This window comes from Mycobacterium sp. SMC-4, assembly GCF_025263265.1.
Lineage (GTDB): Bacteria > Actinomycetota > Actinomycetes > Mycobacteriales > Mycobacteriaceae > Mycobacterium.
On sequence record NZ_CP079869.1, the window covers coordinates 1,540,491 to 1,558,662 of the forward strand.

The 18,172-nt window shown below is 69.0% G+C and carries 16 protein-coding genes; 8 read left to right on the forward strand and 8 right to left on the reverse strand.

What is annotated here, in order from left to right; all coding sequences use genetic code 11:
• Positions 1-21 precede the first annotated feature (21 nt).
• The gene (locus tag KXD98_RS07320; RefSeq protein ID WP_260762854.1) at positions 22-1,644 is read left to right on the forward strand and encodes a PucR family transcriptional regulator; all 1,623 of its coding nucleotides are present in this window, start codon (positions 22-24) and stop codon (positions 1,642-1,644) included.
• Here the strand turns inward: KXD98_RS07320 and KXD98_RS07325 are convergent.
• Positions 1,630-2,976, reverse strand: a complete 1,347-nt coding sequence (locus tag KXD98_RS07325) for an APC family permease (RefSeq protein WP_260765045.1) — start codon at positions 2,974-2,976, stop codon at positions 1,630-1,632. The two genes, KXD98_RS07320 and KXD98_RS07325, sit on opposite strands and share 15 nt — an antisense overlap.
• A gap of 68 nt (positions 2,977-3,044) precedes the next feature.
• Entirely contained in the window at positions 3,045-4,160 is a 1,116-nt protein-coding gene (locus tag KXD98_RS07330; RefSeq protein WP_260762856.1) for a P1 family peptidase, read from the reverse strand.
• A gap of 128 nt (positions 4,161-4,288) precedes the next feature.
• Between KXD98_RS07330 and KXD98_RS07335 the strand changes: the two genes are divergently transcribed.
• Entirely contained in the window at positions 4,289-4,900 is a 612-nt protein-coding gene (locus KXD98_RS07335; protein WP_260762858.1) for a TetR/AcrR family transcriptional regulator, read from the forward strand.
• Between the two features lie 22 nt (positions 4,901-4,922).
• Here KXD98_RS07335 and KXD98_RS07340 read toward each other — a convergent pair whose 3' ends face one another.
• Both KXD98_RS07340 and KXD98_RS07345 read right to left on the reverse strand, forming a co-directional pair.
• Entirely contained in the window at positions 4,923-5,720 is a 798-nt protein-coding gene (locus KXD98_RS07340; protein WP_260765047.1) for an SDR family NAD(P)-dependent oxidoreductase, read from the reverse strand.
• Positions 5,721-5,842: 122 nt separating this feature from the next.
• Positions 5,843-6,631: an AraC family transcriptional regulator gene (locus tag KXD98_RS07345; protein ID WP_260762859.1), complete on the reverse strand. Its 789-nt coding sequence runs from the start codon at positions 6,629-6,631 to the stop codon at positions 5,843-5,845.
• A gap of 43 nt (positions 6,632-6,674) precedes the next feature.
• Here KXD98_RS07345 and KXD98_RS07350 point away from each other — a divergent pair, with 43 nt between their 5' ends.
• Together KXD98_RS07350 and KXD98_RS07355 are read left to right on the forward strand one after the other, a co-directional pair.
• Entirely contained in the window at positions 6,675-7,034 is a 360-nt protein-coding gene (locus KXD98_RS07350) for a DUF4345 domain-containing protein (protein ID WP_260765049.1), read from the forward strand.
• Positions 7,035-7,077: 43 nt separating this feature from the next.
• The gene (locus tag KXD98_RS07355) at positions 7,078-7,431 is read left to right on the forward strand and encodes a Fe-S protein (RefSeq protein WP_260762861.1); all 354 of its coding nucleotides are present in this window, start codon (positions 7,078-7,080) and stop codon (positions 7,429-7,431) included.
• Between the two features lie 9 nt (positions 7,432-7,440).
• On the opposite strand, the gene KXD98_RS07360 is transcribed toward KXD98_RS07355, so the two are convergent.
• The gene (locus KXD98_RS07360; RefSeq protein WP_260762863.1) at positions 7,441-8,226 is read right to left on the reverse strand and encodes an SDR family NAD(P)-dependent oxidoreductase; all 786 of its coding nucleotides are present in this window, start codon (positions 8,224-8,226) and stop codon (positions 7,441-7,443) included.
• Positions 8,227-8,275: 49 nt separating this feature from the next.
• Here KXD98_RS07360 and KXD98_RS07365 point away from each other — a divergent pair, with 49 nt between their 5' ends.
• From KXD98_RS07365 to KXD98_RS07375, 3 genes are read left to right on the forward strand one after another with little or no spacing between them, the layout of a single operon-like run.
• Positions 8,276-9,154: an alpha/beta fold hydrolase gene (locus KXD98_RS07365; RefSeq protein WP_260762864.1), complete on the forward strand. Its 879-nt coding sequence runs from the start codon at positions 8,276-8,278 to the stop codon at positions 9,152-9,154.
• A gap of 34 nt (positions 9,155-9,188) precedes the next feature.
• Positions 9,189-11,177 (forward strand): NAD(P)/FAD-dependent oxidoreductase, encoded by a 1,989-nt coding sequence (locus tag KXD98_RS07370; protein WP_260762865.1) that lies wholly within the window; start codon positions 9,189-9,191, stop codon positions 11,175-11,177.
• Positions 11,174-11,956, forward strand: a complete 783-nt coding sequence (locus tag KXD98_RS07375) for a glucose 1-dehydrogenase (protein ID WP_260762867.1) — start codon at positions 11,174-11,176, stop codon at positions 11,954-11,956. The genes KXD98_RS07370 and KXD98_RS07375 overlap by 4 nt, the downstream gene beginning before the upstream one ends.
• Here KXD98_RS07375 and KXD98_RS07380 read toward each other — a convergent pair.
• Both KXD98_RS07380 and KXD98_RS07385 read right to left on the reverse strand, forming a co-directional pair.
• The gene (locus KXD98_RS07380; protein WP_260765052.1) at positions 11,953-14,718 is read right to left on the reverse strand and encodes a LuxR family transcriptional regulator; all 2,766 of its coding nucleotides are present in this window, start codon (positions 14,716-14,718) and stop codon (positions 11,953-11,955) included. The two genes, KXD98_RS07375 and KXD98_RS07380, sit on opposite strands and share 4 nt — an antisense overlap.
• A gap of 46 nt (positions 14,719-14,764) precedes the next feature.
• Positions 14,765-15,739, reverse strand: a complete 975-nt coding sequence (locus KXD98_RS07385) for an NADPH:quinone oxidoreductase family protein (RefSeq protein ID WP_260762869.1) — start codon at positions 15,737-15,739, stop codon at positions 14,765-14,767.
• A 114-nt stretch (positions 15,740-15,853) separates the two neighbouring features.
• Here KXD98_RS07385 and KXD98_RS07390 point away from each other — a divergent pair, with 114 nt between their 5' ends.
• Positions 15,854-16,822 carry an alpha/beta fold hydrolase gene (locus tag KXD98_RS07390; RefSeq protein WP_260762871.1) on the forward strand — a complete coding sequence of 323 codons (969 nt, stop codon included), beginning with the start codon at positions 15,854-15,856 and terminating at the stop codon, positions 16,820-16,822.
• Here KXD98_RS07390 and KXD98_RS07395 read toward each other — a convergent pair.
• On the reverse strand, positions 16,798-18,141 hold the full coding sequence (locus tag KXD98_RS07395; RefSeq protein WP_260762874.1) for a flavin monoamine oxidase family protein: 1,344 nt from the start codon (positions 18,139-18,141) through the stop codon (positions 16,798-16,800). The genes KXD98_RS07390 and KXD98_RS07395 overlap by 25 nt on opposite strands.
• Positions 18,142-18,172: the final 31 nt, after the last annotated feature.

Genomic DNA, 18,172 nt, shown 5'->3' on the forward strand with positions numbered 1-18,172 from the left:
CAGTCGCTTTACACTATGTAAATGGCGATCACGGTGGGCGAAGTCATCGAATTGCCGGTCGTGCTCCACGGTGGCCCGGAGGTTCTCAGTTCGCGCCGGTTCTCGGAACCGATCCGCTGGCTGCACGTCGGCGGAGTGGCCGACCTGTCGTCGTTGTTGCAGGGCGGTGAGCTGGTGCTGACCACCGCCGCCGGATTGGGTCGTGCGCCGCGACGGTACCTGCACGGGCTGGCCGACGCGGGAGCCCTCGGGGTGGTCGTGGAGCTGGGCACCGCAGCGGCCCGGCTCCCGGAGTCGCTGACGACGCTGGCGCACCAGCTCGATCTCGCGCTGGTGGTGCTGCACCGGCAGATCCGATTCGTCGACGTCACCGAAGTGGTGCACCGCCGCATCGTCGCCGAACAGTATGACGAAGTCGCTTTCGACCGGCGGGTCCACGAGGTCTTCACCGAGTTGAGCATCCGGCGTGCCTCGGTCACCTCCATCGTCGACGCCGCGGCCGACATCCTCGACGTGCCCGTGGTACTCGAAGATCTTGCCCACCAGGCGATTGCGGTATCGGCCGGCGGCGCCAAAACCGCCACGGTGCTCGACGATTGGGAGAGACGGTCGCGTCGTCAAACGGCGGGCGCGGGTCCGGAGCAGTGGACGCTGACCGTGGTCGGCCCCCGGGGCGAGGAGTGGGGCCGACTGATCGCTCCGTTAGCGGTGGTGAACCGACCGCGGGTGACGATGGTGCTCGAACGGGCGTCGGCTGCACTGGCCCTCAACCGCATGATCGAGCGCAACGACACCGGTCTGCACCAGCAAGCGCAGAGCGGACTGATCGACGACGTGCTGCAGGGTCGGTTGGCCGACAGGTCTGAGGCAGCGGCGCGGGCACACGCACTCGGGTTGGGCAAGGCCACCCGCTATCACCCACTCGTGGTGCGGGTCGAGCGAATCGGCGCCGGGACCGATCCGCTAGCGGTGCAACGGCGCAATCTCGCTCTGCTCGATGCTGTGGCCCACACCGTCAACGCGGCCGGACACACCGGACTGTTCTCCAGCCACCGCGACGGCGAGATCGCGGCGTTGGTCTCGCTGAACACCGCGCGCGGTGGGCCGGACCGGGCGCTCACCGACATCGGCGAACGACTGGCCGCCGACCTGAGCCGCGTCGACGCGGTGACCCGGTCGGTGTGCGCGGTGGGCACACCGGAGGCCGACGTCACCGACGCGATCCGCGGGTTGGCCGAAGCGGGCCACGTCGCAGAGGTGGCGCTGGCCCTGCGCGACGATGCCCGAGCGTACTTTCGCGCGTCCGACGTCCGGTTGCGCGGGTTGATGACGTTGCTGCGCGATGATCCGCGGGTGCAGCGGTTCGCCGAGACCGAACTCAAACCGCTGCTGGACCGCGGGGTGGCCTCGGATCTGCAGATGCTGCGTGAGTACCTGCGGCTGGCGGGGAACAAAGCGGCGCTGGCCGCGCGGTTGCACATCAGCCGTCCGGCGCTCTACAAGCGGCTGGCCGCGATCGAACAGACCCTCGGCGTCGACCTCGATGACGCGGAATCGATGACGTCGTTGTCGGTGGCGTTGATGGTGCTCGATGCGCGGCGTCGCATCGAGCCCATCAGCCTCGCTCGATCAGGCCGACAGTGACCGCGACGGTCGCCAGGCCACAAAGCCGATGATCAGGCCCACGAACGGGATTGCGGCCAGAACGGTGCTCAGCGTGGTGCTCCCGCCGGTGACCAGCGTGAAGTTCGACAGCACCAGCCACAGGCTGGCCAGCAGCCCGGCCACCGCCAGCGCCGGAGCGATCCGCGTGGTCCAGACCCGGCCCGACGCCTGCTCGCGCTCACGCAGGAAGAACACCAGAACGGCGATCGAGGTGGTCAGCATCAACGTGACCATGCCGACGGTCGCGACACCGGCCATCGAACCGAAAACCCCCACCAGCGGGTCGATTCCGAGAAGCGCGAACACCCCGATGATCACGGTCGCCGTGACGGTCTGCACCACCGAGGAAAACGACGGCGACTGGTGGCTTTGGTGCACCTGCGCCAGCCGGGCGGGCAGCAGTCCCTTACCGGCCAGCACGAACTGGTAGCGCGCGATCACGTTGTGGAACGACAGCACACAGGCGAACAGGCTGGTCAGCAACAGGACGTTCATGATGTCTCGACCGAGCCCGCCCAGCATGTCACCGGTGGTGTCCAGCAGCATGTTGCCCTCACCATCGAGGGTGCGCTGGGCCACCGCACCCACCTCGTCTGGCCCGATCGCGACGACGAATGCCCACGACGTGATCGCGTAGAAGGCGCCGATCAAAATCACCGCGGCATAGGTCGCACGCGGGATCGTGCGCTGCGGGTCGCGTGCTTCGTCGCGGAACACCGCCGTGGCCTCAAAGCCGATGAATCCGGTCAGCGCGAACAGGATCGCGATGCCGATGGCCCCTTGGGTGAAGGTCGCCGGGTCGAACGACGTGAACGTGATGCCGGCCGGGCCGGGGTTGGTGACCATCACGGCGTCGAGGATGACGACGATGCCGATCTCCAAGGTGAGCGCCACACCCAGCACCTTCGCGCTGAGATCGATATGCCGATAGCCGAGGACGGCGACAATCGCCAGAATGGCGAACGAGTATACCGGCCAAGGGATCACCGGCCCGTTGTAGTGCGCCACGGTGTCGGAGATCGCCCAGCCGATGTATCCGTAGATTCCGACTTGGATCGCGGTGTAGGCGATCAGCGCGACCACCGCGATGCCCTTGCCCATGCGCTCACCGAGCCCGACGGTGACGTAGGAGTAGAACGCCCCGGCCTCGGGCACGTGCGGCGTCATCGTCACGAACCCGATGCTGAACACCAGCAGCACCAATGCGGCGATCGCGAACCCGACCGGCGCGCCGGCCCCGTTGCCGATCCCCATCCCCAGCGGCATGTTGCCGCCGATCACGGTCAGGGGGGCGGCCGCCGCGACGACCATGAACACGATGGCCACAGGGCCGAGATGCCCGGTGAGGCGCCGGCTTTCGCTCTTCGCGGGTGCAGTGGTCACGAGATCTCCTGGGGTGGTGGGGTGTTGACACGCAGGGCCTGCGTAAGCAGGCCGTGGTCCAGTGCATGGGCGGTGAAACCGTGCCGCCCGGTCATGGTGGTCGCGGCGACCATCGCGTTGACGATGGCTTCCTCGGTGGCCTCGATGGTCAGGTCGAACAGCCGGGTCATCAGCTGCGGGGCGACCATGCGCACCGCGACCTCGGGTTGGGCGGCGGTGGGGTCCTCGTCCCACGCGTAGGGCGGGATGCCGCGATTGCCGGTGGAGAACGCCAGCATCAGGTCGCCGCTGTATTGCTCGCCGGTCCCGCCGAGTCGGGCCACAGCCAGGGCCGCGCGCTGGGCCAGCCTGGTGCACTGGTGGGGGAGCAGCGGGGCGTCGGTGGCAACGATGACGATGATCGAGCCCGACCCGGGCTCATACCTGGCGGGCAGCTCGGGCAGCGGGACCTCGCTGGGCCCGATGAGTTCGCCGACCGGGACACCGTTGATCTGGAGTCGTTCGCGGCGGCCGTGATTGGCCTGCACCAGCACACCGACCGTGTACCGGCCGGTGGCGGTGTCGGTGACGCGCGACGACGTGCCGATCCCGCCTTTGAAGCCGTGGCAGATCATGCCGGTGCCGCTGCCGACGTTGCCCTCGGCGGGCCGTAGGCCCGATGCGCTCTCCAGCGCCGCGCGGACATGCTCGGGCCGAACGTGGAACCCGTTGATGTCGTTGAGCAGGCCGTCGTAGGTCTCGCCGACCACCGGCAATGACCAGTACAGGCCCTCGCCGCGGGCGCGCACCTGGGCGGCCACCAGTTCGTCGCGCACGACGCCGACGCTGTGGGTGTTGGTCAGCCCGATCGCGCTGGTCAGCTCGCCCGACTCGCGAATCCATTCCAGGCCGGTCAGCTCGCCGCTGCCGTTGAGCCGGTGCGATCCGGCGAACACCGGCTCGGTCCAGATGTCGTCGTGCGGGACGACGACGGTGACTCCGGTGTGCACGGCCGGCGGTCCGTCGGAGTCGAGGGTGGTGTGCCCGACCCGTACGCCTGAGACGTCGGTGATGGCATTGGTCGGTCCTGGGGGATGGTCCCCGATCACCACGCCGAGGTCTCTGGCACGCACTGATTGCACTCGTTCCTGCTAGTTTTTTTACTAAGTGGAAAAGAACTATCCGCCGGTGTGACCTCCGACGCAACCGGAACGGCAGAATAAGTTGAAACCCAGCCCACGGCGCAGGAGGTGAGCACGATATGGCACGGCCGAATCGGCAGGTGGAACGGCGCGGCGACATCATGGATGCCGCGATCGCCCTGATCGAGCGCCACGACCTGGCCACCCTCAAGCTCGCCGACGTCGCCGCCGAGCTCGGGCTGACGACCAATGCGGTGCGCTATTACTTCAAGGACATGTCCGAGTTGCTGTCGGAACTGGCGCTGCGCTCCGACGTCCGGTTCTACGACGACCGCCGACGGCTCGCCGCCGAGGCCGGGGACCCGCCGGCCCAACTGGCGGTGACCATCGCCGCCGGCCTGCCCACCGGGCCCGAGGACGCCGAATGGCGTGCCATCTGGCGGGCCGTGCTGGCCGCCGGATTCGAGCTGGACCGGCGCATCGATGTGCAAAGCATCTACCACCGTCAGGTCGGGCTCTACGCCGAATTGTTGGACGCCGGCGCCCGGTCCGGGTGGTTCACGCTGACGAGTCGCGCCCACGACATCGCGATGACACTGATGTCGATGGAGGACTACTTCGGGTACCGCATCGTCGCCCGCGATCCCGCGCTGAATCGTCCGACCGCGCTGCGGCTGATGCGCCAGTACGCCGAGTTGGCCACCGGGGCACGGCTACCCGAGACGGTCTGAGCCGTCAGGCGGGGTGGCTCGGTCACATATGCGAGCCACCGTCGATGCGGACCTCGGTTCCGGTGATGAAGAACGCGTCGGGGCTGCCGAGCATCGCGACCACGCCGGCCACCGCGTCCGGACCGGCGAACATCGCCCCGCCCGGCAGCGGCAGCATCGGGGCCACCTTGCCGAACAGCGTGTAATCGGCGTCGTCGGGTAAGCCCGGCCCGATGCTCTGCCGCGAGGATCCGGTGCCGTCGGTCATGCCCGACGAAATCGACCCTGGCTGAACGCAATTGAACCGAATTCCGGCCTTGGCGAACTCCAATGCCCACGCGTGGGTCATCGCGAGCACGCCCCCTTTTGAGGCGGCGTAGGCTGCCATGTAGGGGTGCGCGAAGTGCGCCGAGGTCGAGCTGAAATTCACCACCGCCGGACCGTTGCCCTCATGCAGTGCGCCGATGGACTGCCTGGTCACCAGGAACGTCCCGATCAGGTTGATGCGCAAAACCTTTTCGAAGTCGGCAAGTGTGGTCTGGGCCAGGTGAGCCGAACGCAGGATGCCTGCGGCGTTGACCAACGTGTCCAGTCCGCCCAGCGTGGCCAGTGCCGCGGTGACACCCTGGGCCACTGAGTCTTCGTCGCCGACGTCCATCGCGACAGTGCACAGACCTGCGGTGAGTCCACCGGCCTTGTCCACGGTGTCAGCGAGACCCTCGGCACTGATGTCGGCCGCCACCACCTGACCGCCCTCGGCCAGGATGCGCAGCGTGCATGCCTGCCCGATGCCCGACCCCGCACCGGTGATCAGGACGCGCCGGGCGGTGTAACGCGACAGCTGTGGTGACTGAGGTGGGGCAGTGGAAGATTGCTCCGCCGACGGTACGGCCACGACATGACTCCTGTCTGCTCGCGGTCCTGGTGGACCCGACGCAGTGTGTGCCGCGCTGTCGAGGGCTGTCAACGGTGCGGCTCTGGGAGAGCCGAGGGCGCTGCGGTACGCAGGGCCACCCCGCTGCGCAGCAGCTCGGACGCGGTGAGCCCGAACGTCTCCCGGAACCGGTCGGACAGGTGTGACGGGCTGGCGAAGCCGGCTTGCGCAGCGGCCTCGGTCAGACCGGCGCCGTCGGTCATCGCCCTTCCGGCCCGCATCAACCGGATCCACAGCCGGTAACGGCGCACACTGGTGCCCGTCTGTGCCCGGAACAGGTGCAGGAAGCGCGACTCGGACAACCCGACATTCTCGGCCAGCGCACAGGCGGACGGAGCGCCGTCGGGGTCGGAGGCGATGCGCGCCGCGGCCGACCGGATCCGCGGGTCGATCGGCCGCGCCGCACCCGGGGCCGCAACATCCAGCCAGCGCATGGCGCCGTCGTCGTCGGCCGGCGCGGATGCCAGAATCTGTTCGCTCACATGCCGGTGCCGCACATCGCCGGTGCGACTGCGGCACTGGGTGCGGATCGTTTCGATCCGATCCGAGGACGGGTCGAGGTAACAGGACACCAGCCGGCCGCCGTGGGTGTCGAGCTGGTGGACCAGCCGCGGCGGGATCAGCACGCTGCGGGCGCGCACCCGGTGTTCGTCGGCGGTGACGGTGAGAACGCCGTCGACGCCGACCGCCAGACACCAGACCGCCCCGGAGTGCGGACGCAGATTCAGGCCGGGACCGGCATACAGCGCCCGGCCCGGCCACAGCCACACCACCGGGCAGCAGGTTTGTGGAAGCGGCGGATCGTCGGGTTCTGCCATGGTGACCTCCATACACCGGTGAAAAGAGGCTAACGTGACCGCATTGGCAGCAACTGTCCTCGTCGTCGCGGCGTTGTTCTTCGCAGCCATGGGCACGTACGCCCTGGTTGTGCCGACCAGATTGACCGCCCCGTTCGACATCACGCTCGGGTCGGCGGTGGCGCGCTCAGAGGTGCGCGCGGTCTACGGGGGGTTCGGGTGGGCGATCGCGGTGATGCTGATGGTGGCGGTGGCAGACCCGCAACTGCGTGCCGGCATCGTGATCACCGTGGCCGCTGCGCTGGCCGGGATGGCGGCCGGGCGCGTGCTCTCCGCACTCGACGGTCGAACGGCGTTCTACCCCAACTGGTTCTACTTCCTGGTGGAGATCATCGTTGCGGTCGCGCTGTTCTCGGTCGCCTGACGGTGGACTGTGCGCCGTCAACGGCGGGGAGTAGCCTCGCGCCATGGAAATACTACGGTCTGTAGTTGTCTTGCTGCACATCGTCGGCTTCGCGGTGCTGTTCGGTCCGTGGGTCGCCGAGGCGGCAGCGCGGCGGTTCCAGGTCACCCGGGTGATGGATTACGGTCTGCTGCTCTCGCTGGTCACGGGACTGGCGCTGGCGGCGCCGTGGCCGGCCGGGGTAGCGCTGAACTACCCGAAGATCGGCATCAAGCTGGTCATCGTGATCGTCATCGGCGGATTGCTCGGCATGGGCAGTGCCCGGCAAAAGCGCACCGGCGAGGCGGTGCCCCGGCCGATCTTCGTCTCGGTCGGAGCGCTGGCTCTGCTGGCCGCCGCGCTTGCCGTGGTGTGGTGACGCCGGCGCTCACTGCTCGTCGAGGCCCATCAGCGCGGTGACACCGTGGTCGCGCCCCGCGGTGTAGCCACCGTCCACCGCGATCGCCTGCCCGCTGACGAAGCTCGCGTCCGACGAGAGCAGAAACGCTGCCACCGCGGCGACCTCGTCGGGCCGACCGAACCGGCGCAGTTTGTGCTCGCGGCGCAGTTCCTCGCGCACCCCCTCCATCCCGGCAATGCCCATCGTGTCCTCGAACAGCGGCGTCTGGATGAACCCCGGGCAGATCGCATTGACCCGGATACCGCTGGGCCCGTAGTCGATTGCCGCGTTCTTGGTCAGTAGCACCACCCCGCCCTTGGAAGCGTTGTAGGCGCTGCCGCCCGCGGTGCCCTCCAGCCCCTCGATGCTCGACAGCGTCACGATCGAGCCGCGTTCACCGGCGAGCCGGTCCTGGTTCATCATCTGCGTCAGGGCCGCGCGCATCACCACGAACGTCGCCGTCAGGTTCACCTCGAGCACGCGGTTCCACTCGTCGTCGCCGAGCAGGTGCACCGGTCCACCGCCGGCGACGCCCGCGGAATGCACGACACCGTCGAGGCGCCCGGCCCCGTCGAGGACCTCGGCGACCGCGCGCCGAGCCACCTCGTCATCGCACACATCGCCGATGAGGCAACGAAATTCAGGACGATCGGCAGCGGTGCGATCGAGTCCGACGACGTGCGCCCCCTCGGCGACCAGCCGCGTCGCTGTCGCCACTCCGATGCCCGAGGCCGCACCGGTCACCAGCACACCCCTGCCCGCCAGCCCGTTCACCGGCCCAGTATGGCCCGGTCGCCGTGGCCCGGCACCTACGATCGGCAGAATGACATCCGCACCCCACCAGTTCCTCGCCGACGGGCACGGCGGTGTACGCATCGCCGCCGACCGGGTGGGTGACCCCGCCGCCCCGGCTGTGGTCTTCCTGCACGGCGGCGGACAGACCCGCCGCTCGTGGGCCAGGGCGGCGGCCGCGGTGGCCCAGCGCGGCCGCCAGGCCGTCACCGTCGACATGCGTGGCCACGGGGAGTCGGATTGGGCTTCCGACGGCGACTACCGGGTGTCCACGTTCGCCGCCGACATCCGCGAACTGCTGCGCCACCTGCCTCCGCGCCCGGTTCTGGTCGGCGCATCGCTGGGTGGGATCACCTCGATGCTGCTGGCCGGCGAACTCGCCCGCGGGATTGCCGCCGCGGTCGTCCTGGTCGACATTGTGCCCGACATGGACCCGTCCGGAGCCGACCGCATCCACGCGTTCATGGCCGACCGGATGGTGGAGGGCTTCGGGTCCCTCGACGAGGTGGCCGACATGATCGCCGCGTACAACCCGCACCGCCCGCGGCCCGCCGATCTCGATGGCCTGCGAACCAACCTGCGCCGGCGCGGCGATCGCTGGTACTGGCACTGGGATCCCCGATTCATCGATGGAACCGCCGCGCATCCGCCGCTGGAGGTCACCGATGTCGACCGGCTGCACAGCGCGATCGGTGCGATCCTGTCCGATGGAGTGCCGATGCTGCTGGTACGCGGACAGGTCAGCGACCTGGTCAGTCGCGACCGGGCCACCGCATTCCTGGCCCGCTTCCCGCAGGTCGCGTTCGTCGACGTCGAAGGCGCGGGTCACATGGTCGCCGGTGACCGCAACGACCTGTTCGCCGAAGCGGTGCTGGACTTCCTGGCCCGCACCCAGCCGCACATTCCCTGACCATCCAGCCACGTAGCTCTGTATGGTGTGGCCCATGCCACAGGTCGGTGACGCCCGGGCCGACGCGTCCGATATGGCTCGGCTGACCGGCCGGCCGTTCCTCGATGCCGACGACGCGGTCCTTCGCCGGGCGGTGGATCAGGCCAGCGTTCCGGCGCTGCTGATGTCGATGGTCCACATGACCGGAGACCTGGGCCTGCTCGACGACCTGCCCAAACCGGTGATGCTGATCGCGATGGACCTGCAGGGCGCGATGGCCGAGTCGGACAAGGAGGCGGTGCGCCGGCGCGCGTTCGAGGTCGTCCGCGACTATCGAGACCGCGGCTGCCCGCCGCCGTTTCACCCCGACGCCGCGCAGTTGCGCACCATGCTCGACGTGGTCACCGCCGGTGCGGTGACCGACGAGTTCCTCGACTACATTGCCGCTGATCTGAGACTGACCGACACCGATCAACGCGGCCCGCAGTTGTCCTCGACCGCGGCGCAGCGGGCCGACTTTCCCGTCGTGGTCATCGGCTGCGGTGAGTCCGGCCTGCTCGCGGGCATCAAACTGCAGCAGGCCGGCATCCCGTTCCAGATCATCGAGAAACAGTCCGGGGTCGGCGGAACCTGGCTGGCCAACCGCTATCCCGGCTGCCGGGTCGACATCGCCAGCCAGTACTACACGTACTCGTTCGAGCCGACCGATCACTGGGAACACCACTACGCCACCCAGCCCGAGATTCTGCGGTACCTCAACGACGTGTCGGCGCGCTACCGCATCGCCGAGCATGTCCGCTTCGGAACCGAAGTCCTGGCTGCGCGCTGGGACGCCGACGCCGCGACCTGGCGGATCGACATCCGCTCGGCCGACGGCACCGCGCAAACCCTGACCGCGCGCGCTCTGATCTGCGCCGTCGGGCAGTTCAGCAACCCCGTCATCCCGGATATCAACGGCGCCAACACCTTCGCCGGTCCCGCTTTCCACACCGCTGACTGGGACGACACCGTCGACCTGACCGGCAAGCGGGTAGCGGTGATCGGCGCGGGCGCCAGCGGCTTCCAACTCGTCCCGGCGATCGCCGGACAGGCCGCCCACGTCGATGTCTACCAACGCACTCCGCAGTGGATGGCGCCCAACGTGCACTACCACGAGGCCATCGGCGACGGCGCGCGGTGGGCCACCCGTCATCTGCCGTACTACGCGCGCTGGCTGCGGTTCGTGTCGTGGTGGCCGATCGCCGACGCGCTCAACGACCAGATCACCATCGACCCGGACTGGGACAACGGCGGATTGTCGGTCAGCGAAGGCAATCAGATGATTCGCGACGTCTTCGAAGCCTGGATGCGGGCATTCACCCACGACGAGGACCTCCTGGCCAAGGTCACGCCCAGGTACCCGCCGATGGGCAAACGCACCTTGCAGGACGACGGCACCTGGCTGACCACCCTGCAACGCGACGACGTCGACCTGATCACCGACGGCATCGCCGAGATCACCGCGCACGGTGTGACCGATGTCGGCGGCACCCACCGTGCCGCCGATGTGCTGGTGTGGGCCACCGGATTCGACGTCAACCACCAGCTCGGGCCGATCGACATCCGCGGCGTCGACGGTGCGGGCCTCAACGAGGTCTGGGGTGACTCCGCATTCGCCTACCTCGGCGTGACCGTCGCCGGGTTCCCGAACTTCTACTGCATGTTCGGCCCCGGCACCAACGCGGTCAACGGCGCCAGCCTCATCTACAACTCGGAATGCCAGATGCGCTACATCCTGGGGTGCATCGACATGATCTTGACCGCCGGCTCCGACGCGGCGATGCCCAGAGCCGACGTGTGCGCCGACTACCATCGCCGCAGCCAGGACCGGTTGCAGACCATGGTCTACGCACACCCCGCGGTCACCAGCAGTTACTACAAGAACTCCGCCGGCGAGCTGCCCACGCTGTTCGCGTGGCGCATCGTCGACTACTGGAAATGGACCCACCATCCAGACCCCGCCGACTACCAGATGACATCCGCACGTACACAGGAGGTTTCATGACCGATCGGTTGGCCGGCAAGGTGGCTCTGATCAGCGGGGCCGCGCGCGGGATGGGTGCTGCGCACGCCCGGGAGCTGGTCGGCCACGGCGCCCGGGTGGTCTGCGGGGACATCCTCGACACCGCGGGTGAGCAGGTTGCCGCCGAGCTCGGAGACGCGGCCCGCTACCTGCACCTCGACGTCACCCGCCCCGAAGACTGGGAGGCCGCCGTCGCGGTCGCCGTCACCGATTTCGGCGGACTCGACGTGCTGGTCAACAACGCCGGGATCCTGAGCATCGGCACCGTGGAGGACTACGAACTGGCCGAATGGCATCGCACCCTCGACATCAACCTGACCGGGGTGTTCCTCGGCATCCGGGCGGTGACACCGGTGATGAAGGCGGCCGGTCGCGGCTCCATCATCAACATCTCGTCCATCGAGGGCATGGCCGGAACGATCGCGTGTCACGGCTATACCGCCACCAAGTGGGCGGTGCGTGGCCTGACCAAGTCGACCGCACTGGAGCTGGGCCCGTTCGGCATTCGGGTCAACTCGATCCACCCCGGCCTGATCAAGACCCCGATGGCCGACTGGGTGCCCGAGGATATCTTCAACACCGCACTGGGACGCATCGGGACGCCCACCGACGTCAGCAACCTGGTGGTCTACCTGGCCTCCGACGAATCCGGATTTTCCACCGGATCAGAGTTCGTGGTCGATGGGGGTACCCTGGCGCACCTGGCCCACAAGGACTTCGGTTCCGTCGACGTCGACCGACAGCCCGAGTGGGTCAGCTAGCCCTCGCGGACCCGGTCCATTCGCCTGCCCAGTTCAGCGCGTGAGCTGATGCCCAGCTTGCGGTAGACCTTGGTGAGGTGGTGCTCGACGGTCTTGGTGGTGATGAACATCGCCGCGGCGATGTCCTTGTTGGTCGCGCCGGACGCTGCCAGCTCGGCAACTCGCTGTTCGGACTCGGTGAGACCGCCGTTGCCGTCGGACGGCGAGACGACCGTTCGGGACAACTCGGCCTGTGCCCGCTGCGCCCACAGCGGAGTGCCCAGCCGCTCGAAGGTCTCCAGCGCTTCGGTCAATATCGTTGCTGCAGCGCCCTTTCGCCGCAGCCGGCGCTGCAACTGGCCCCACACCAGCGCAGTACGGGCACGTTCGAACGGCATCGGCAAAGACTCGTGCTCGGCCATGGCGAGCCGAGCCACCCGCTCGGCGGCGGTGACGTCACCACCGGCGGCCAGCAGCATCGCCCGGCAGCGTGCGCCGACTGCCTTCATCCACCGGCGGTCGTGCTGCTCGCCGTTGTGTTCCAAAGCGCGGGTGAGGGTCTCGGCATCATCGAGTTGTCCGACGCCGACCATCGCCTCGATCACATCGGGCAGGTGCCAGGACAACATCAACTCGGTGGCGGTCACCTTGGTGGGATCGAGGAACGCCCGGTCCAGCGCGTCGAGCGCGGCGCGGTGGTTGCCCAGCGATTCCTCCAGGAAACACAACGTCATTCCCGGCCAGTCGGCGAGGCTGGACTGCCGGCGTGAGGACGCCTCCAGTACCCACTCGGCGTCGGCGCGGGCCTGCTCGACGTGACCGGCAAATGCCGCGACGGCGGCCCGCACCGTCATCGGGATGATCAGAACCTCGTCACCGCCCAGTTGCTCGGCCCGCTCGACCGCCTCGGCGGCCTCGGTCTGCGCCGCGGCGATCTGGCCCCGCCAAATACTGTTGATGGCAAGGAATCCCGCGATGGCCATCATGTCGCTCTCGGCGCCGCGCTCGAAACCGACGGTGCGCAGCGAGATCAGTTGACGGTGGGCCTCCTCCAATCGACCGGTGCCCGAGAGCGCCAGCGCGTTGATCATCGGTGCGCGAAAGATGATCGGGAGGTCCAGGGCGCTGTCGTAGAGCTCCATCGCGCGGTCCAGCGCCTTTTCGTCGAGCCCGCGACCACACTGGAAGTCCAACTGCACCGACCACGCCAGCGCGGCGCTGGTGATCCCGGGTACGCCCAGTTCCTCGGCCAGCTTGACGGCGTCGCGGATGTGGCGGCGGGCCTCCTCGGTGTCGCCGATGCTGTGCAGCGCGAAGGACAGTCGAAGCAGCACCTGCACCGTCACCGGGATGTTGCCGGTGGCGTCGTCGAGCGCGCTGCGCAGCAGGTCCACCGCCGCGGTGTGCTTGTTGTCGTACATGTGGACGGTGGCCAACAACACCGAACCCAGCGCCCGCATGATCGGCGGCTGGTAGTCCCCGACGGCACCCAGCACCTCTTTGGCACCAGACGTGTCGCCGGCCAGGAAGTGGTTCTCCGCCGAGCGCAGCCGCCGCAGCAGGGTGTCCCCGCCGAGATTGATCGCCAGGTCGATCAGCTCGGCCGCAGCGGCGGGGGCTCCCCGCGCCCGCGCCAAGTCACCGGCCTGATCGAGCGCGGCGAAGATCTCCTCGTCGCCGGTCGCGGAGGCCAGCGCCAGGTGTCGGGCCCGAAGTTCGGGATGCGTTTCCAACCCGGCCAGGACCCGATGGGTGGCACGGCGCGTGGTGGCCGGTGCGTCGTTGTAGATCAGGCTGGCCAGCAGCGGATGGCTGAACCGGACCCGATTTCCTTCCAGGACGACGACACTGTGCGCCTCGGCGCGCTCCAGCAACGCCGTGACGTGCTGGGGCGTCGCGCCGGTTGCACTGGCCAGCAGCTCCACCGTCGGGTTGGGCACACACGACGCACTCAACAGCAGAGCCCGGACATCGTCGGTGAGCTTGTCGACGCGGGTGCGCACCACCTCGGCCAGGGTTTCGGGGAGGGGCTGATCGGACACACCGGTGCCGTCGCCCAACGCGCGCGCCAGCTCCAGCGCGAAAAACGGGTTGCCGCCCGAGATCTCGGCGATCCTGAGCACGGTGGGCCGGGGGAAGCTGCGGCCCAGGCGCTGGGTGAGCATGGTGTGCAGAGCCCGGGAGCTCATCGGTCGCACCGCGTGGCGTTCCAGTCCGTCGGGGCGGTCCAGGTGCAGCCACCGCGCCACGGTGCCGCTTCCGGGAACTGTGCGCTCGGTCACCAGCACTCCGCACGGCCCCTGCAGCCGGCGCGCTGCGAACTCGACGACGCCGCGACTCGATGAGTCCAGCCACTGCGTGTCGTCGATCGCGAGCACCACCGGGCCATCGGCGGTCAGCGCGCGCAGCACCGCGACGAAGGCCGCCGCGGTCACCCGATGGTCGGTGGCGGGCCCGTCGACGCCGGCGCGAAGCAGAACACGGTCCAGCGCCAATCGCTGCAATCCGGGCAGCGCGGCCAGGTAGTCGGGTTCGACGTCGGCAAGCAGGTCGGCCAGCGCCGAGAACGCCATCACCGATTCGGCCTCACCCACCCGGGCCGACAGCACCCGGTACCCGCGCGAGCGCGCTTTTTCGAGCAGCGCGAGCCACAGTGTCGACTTTCCGATGCCTGCTTCACCCTCGATGACCAGCCCGGTAGGCCGTTGTGCGACCGAATCGAGGAAACCAGCAACGGGGGGATCGGCGTCGACGACCTCCCCAGCGCTGGACACAACTCCCATCATCTCAGTGAGCAAAGTGAAATGCAGCAGTTCCGGCCACCTGGTGTCAGCGCACCGCGACGACGACCTTGCCGTGCGCGGTGCGCGTCTCCAGTGCAGCGATCGCGTCGCCGGCGCGCTCGAGCGGATAGACCACCGGCTGGGGCGCCGGCACCGCGCCGCTGGCCAGCAGCGGCTCCAGCTCGTCCCACTGCTCGCGCAGGTAACCCGGGTGGGTCATGGTCCAGGCGCCCCAGCCCACACCGACGGCGTCGACATTGTTGAGCAGCAACCGATTGACTTTGACGGTGGGGATGTCCCCGGCGGTGAAGCCCACCACGAGCAGGCGGCCACCGGGAGCCAGTGAGCGCAGCGAGTCGGTCATCCGGTCACCGCCGACCGGGTCGACGACGATGTCGACACCGCGACCCCCGGTGAGGTCCTTCACCGCGTCTTTGAAACCCTCGGCAAGCACCACGTCGGACGCTCCGGCCACCCGGGCCACCTCGGCCTTGGCGTCACTGCTGACCACCGCGATGGTGCGGGCGGCCCCCAGAGCGGGTGCCAGCCGCAGCGTGGAGGTGCCGATACCGCCGGCCGCGCCGTGCACCAGCACCGTCTCGCCGACCTGCAGCCGTCCGCGGGTGCGCAGCGCGAAATGCATGGTCAAATCGTTGAACAGCAGGCCCGCGCCTGCCTCGAACGACACCGAGTCGGGCAGCGTGAAGACCCGTTCGGGATGCAACGCAACGACTTCGGCCATCGCACCGCACAGCATCGTCAAGCCGGCCACCCGGTCCCCGGGCACCACGCCGGCGCCCTCGGGGGCACTGCGCACCACGCCGGCGACCTCGGCGCCCGGGGTGTAGGGCAAGGCGGGTTTGTACTGGTAGAGCCCACGCGACTGCAGCGCATCGGGGAACGCGACGCCGGCGGCGTGTACGTCGACCACAACCATGCCGTCCTCGGCTGCCGGTTCCTCGATGTCGACCAGTTGTGCGGCCTGTGGTCCGTCGAGACTGGCTATCTGAATCGCGCGCATCTGGCCTCCTGGGTGTCTGTCGGCACCATTCAACCGCACGGTGTCGGGGCCGCCGCAGGGCTGCCACGGCGGTACAGTCGGCGTTCCGGCAGTGGCGCCGAACAAGGAGTGGCGATGGCAGAGCGGATCGGTACCAGCTCGCGCCGGCGGGGTTACGCGCCCGCCGCAGCATTGCCCGACGGGCGGATCGTGGAGGTCCGGTCGCGCGACGGGGTGCGGTTGCACACCGAGGTTTTCGGCCCCGAAGACGGCTACCCGATCGTCTTCGCCCACGGCATCACCTGCGCGATCCGGGTGTGGGCGCATCAGATCGCCGACCTGTCCGCGCACTACCGGGTGATCGCCTATGACCATCGAGGTCACGGCCGCAGCGGGGTGCCACCGCGCCGCGGTGGCTACACCATGGAGTATCTGGCCGCCGACCTGGACGCGGTGCTGGAGGCGACGCTGGCCCCTGGTGAGCGCGCGGTGATCGCCGGTCATTCGATGGGCGGTATCGCCATCACCTCGTGGTCGGAACGATTCCCGGACAGCGTGGGCCGTCGCGCCGACGCCGTGGCGTTGATCAACACCACCACCGGTGAGCTGCTGCACAACCTGAAGTTCCTGCCGGTGCCGGCCAACCTCGCCGACGCTCGGGTGCGGGCCGCCGCCCGGGTGATCCGCACGTTCGGCGCGGCCCCGCTGGGCCGCGCGGTCAGCGCGCCCAGCCGCCGGCTGATGTCAAGGATCGCGGTGGGCCGCGACGCCGACCCCGACGTCGGCCATTTCGTGTTCGAGCTGTTCAACACGACGCCGCCGGCCGGCCGCGGCGGGTGGGCCACCGCGTTGGTCGACCACCTCGGTCCTGAGCACATCGACCTGACCAACCTCACGGTGCCGGCGCTGGTGATCGGCAGCCAGAAGGACCGGCTTTCACCGCTGGTGTCGGCACGCAAGATCGCCGCCACGGCACCGAATCTGGCACGGTTCGTCGAGCTGACCGGCGGGCACTGCGCGATCCTCGAGCGGCCCACCGAGGTCAATGCCCATCTGCGGTGGTTGCTCGAGTCGGTGGCTCAGCCGCGGCCCGCCAGCACGTGATGCACCTCGCCGGCCGCCCGTAACCCTGAGCGCACGGCGCCGTCGAGGAAACCGGTCCACACGTCGGCAGTCTCGGTGCCTGCCCAGTGGATGCCGTCGAGCGGTGCGCGCAACCACTGCCCGTGTCGGGTCCACGCCCCGGGAGGGACCGCTGCGGTCGGCCCGCCGGGAGCGAAGTCCTCGCGCCCCCAGCAGTGATCGCGATAGCCCAGCGGCTGGTTGGCGGCGTCACCGAACAACGCGGCGAACCCGGCCAGCGCGACCTCGCGACGCCGGTGTTCGGGCAACGGGTCGAAGGTGCGCGCGTCGGTGAACCCGAGCAGCACACCGGGACCGGAGTCCTCCGGGCTGACGTCGAAGGTGATGAACACCGGTCCCTCGTCGGACAGCGCCTCACCCGAACAGCCGCCGTCACGCCAGAACGGTCTGTCGTAGGCGGCGTAGGCCTTGCTCAGCCGGCCCTGGGGCCAGTTCCGGGCCAGCATGTCGTAACCCGGCGGCAGGGGCGGATCGAAGTCGATGTGGGTGCGGTGTGCCGGGGCGATCGCGACCACGACCGCGGCGGCGGTGATGTCCTCGGTGCCGGTGGAGATGGTCACCGGACCCTCCGGTCGGGTGGCGATGCGGCGCACCGGCGCTCCCAGCCGGACCCGGTCACCGAGTTCCTCGGCCATCCGCAGCGCGATCTGCTGCGTGCCGGCCAGGAAGCGGTCCTGCTGGGCACCGCCCTCGACATCGAGCATGCGGCCCAGCCCCCCGGCGGCTTTGACGTAGCGCACCGCGTGCAGCAGCGAGACCGCGTCGGGCTCGGCGCCCCAGGTCACCCGCGACATGATCGCCATCAGGTCGCGGGTCGACGCGCCGGCGTGCACCGATCGCAGCCAGCGATCCAGGGACAGTGAGTCCAACTGCTCGGCGGCCGGGGAGGTCCACGGCTGGCTGACCGGCACCTTGCGGCAGAGGCGTTCGAACCGCCACTGGATGCGTGAGACGTCGAGCAGTTCGAGCACCGACAGCCGAGGAATGGTGCTGCGGTAGCTGCGGACCCGGCCGCGCCAGCGAATCAGATTCTTGCCCCGACCGAAGGTCGCAATCGGCTCACAGCCCAGCTCGGCGGCCAGCGTGAGCACCGCGTCCTGGGTGGGCCCGACGAACGTCGCGCCGAGGTCCACCGCCACACCGGCCAACTCGACGGTGTAGGACCGCCCGCCCACCCGGTCACGGCCTTCCAGGACGATCACGTCGTGACCCAACCTGGTCAGCTCGCGGGCCGCGGTGAGTCCCGCGAACCCCGCCCCCACGACAACGACGTCGACCATCGCCCCATCCTCGCGGATTCGGCGCGCTCAC

What these genes read in the sequence shown, in the direction of transcription:
- KXD98_RS07320 (WP_260762854.1), top strand. Translation starts at nt 22, where the DNA reads ATGGCGATCACGGTGGGCGAAGTCATCGAATTGCCGGTCGTGCTCCAC.
- KXD98_RS07325 (WP_260765045.1), bottom strand. Translation starts at nt 2,976, where the DNA reads ATGGTCGTCGCGGCGGCCGCCCCCCTGACCGTGATCGGCGGCAACATG.
- KXD98_RS07335 (WP_260762858.1), top strand. Translation starts at nt 4,289, where the DNA reads ATGGCACGGCCGAATCGGCAGGTGGAACGGCGCGGCGACATCATGGAT.
- KXD98_RS07345 (WP_260762859.1), bottom strand. Translation starts at nt 6,631, where the DNA reads ATGGCAGAACCCGACGATCCGCCGCTTCCACAAACCTGCTGCCCGGTG.
- KXD98_RS07355 (WP_260762861.1), top strand. Translation starts at nt 7,078, where the DNA reads ATGGAAATACTACGGTCTGTAGTTGTCTTGCTGCACATCGTCGGCTTC.
- KXD98_RS07365 (WP_260762864.1), top strand. Translation starts at nt 8,276, where the DNA reads ATGACATCCGCACCCCACCAGTTCCTCGCCGACGGGCACGGCGGTGTA.
- KXD98_RS07370 (WP_260762865.1), top strand. Translation starts at nt 9,189, where the DNA reads ATGCCACAGGTCGGTGACGCCCGGGCCGACGCGTCCGATATGGCTCGG.
- KXD98_RS07375 (WP_260762867.1), top strand. Translation starts at nt 11,174, where the DNA reads ATGACCGATCGGTTGGCCGGCAAGGTGGCTCTGATCAGCGGGGCCGCG.
- KXD98_RS07380 (WP_260765052.1), bottom strand. Translation starts at nt 14,718, where the DNA reads ATGGGAGTTGTGTCCAGCGCTGGGGAGGTCGTCGACGCCGATCCCCCC.
- KXD98_RS07385 (WP_260762869.1), bottom strand. Translation starts at nt 15,739, where the DNA reads ATGCGCGCGATTCAGATAGCCAGTCTCGACGGACCACAGGCCGCACAA.
- KXD98_RS07390 (WP_260762871.1), top strand. Translation starts at nt 15,854, where the DNA reads ATGGCAGAGCGGATCGGTACCAGCTCGCGCCGGCGGGGTTACGCGCCC.
- KXD98_RS07395 (WP_260762874.1), bottom strand. Translation starts at nt 18,141, where the DNA reads ATGGTCGACGTCGTTGTCGTGGGGGCGGGGTTCGCGGGACTCACCGCG.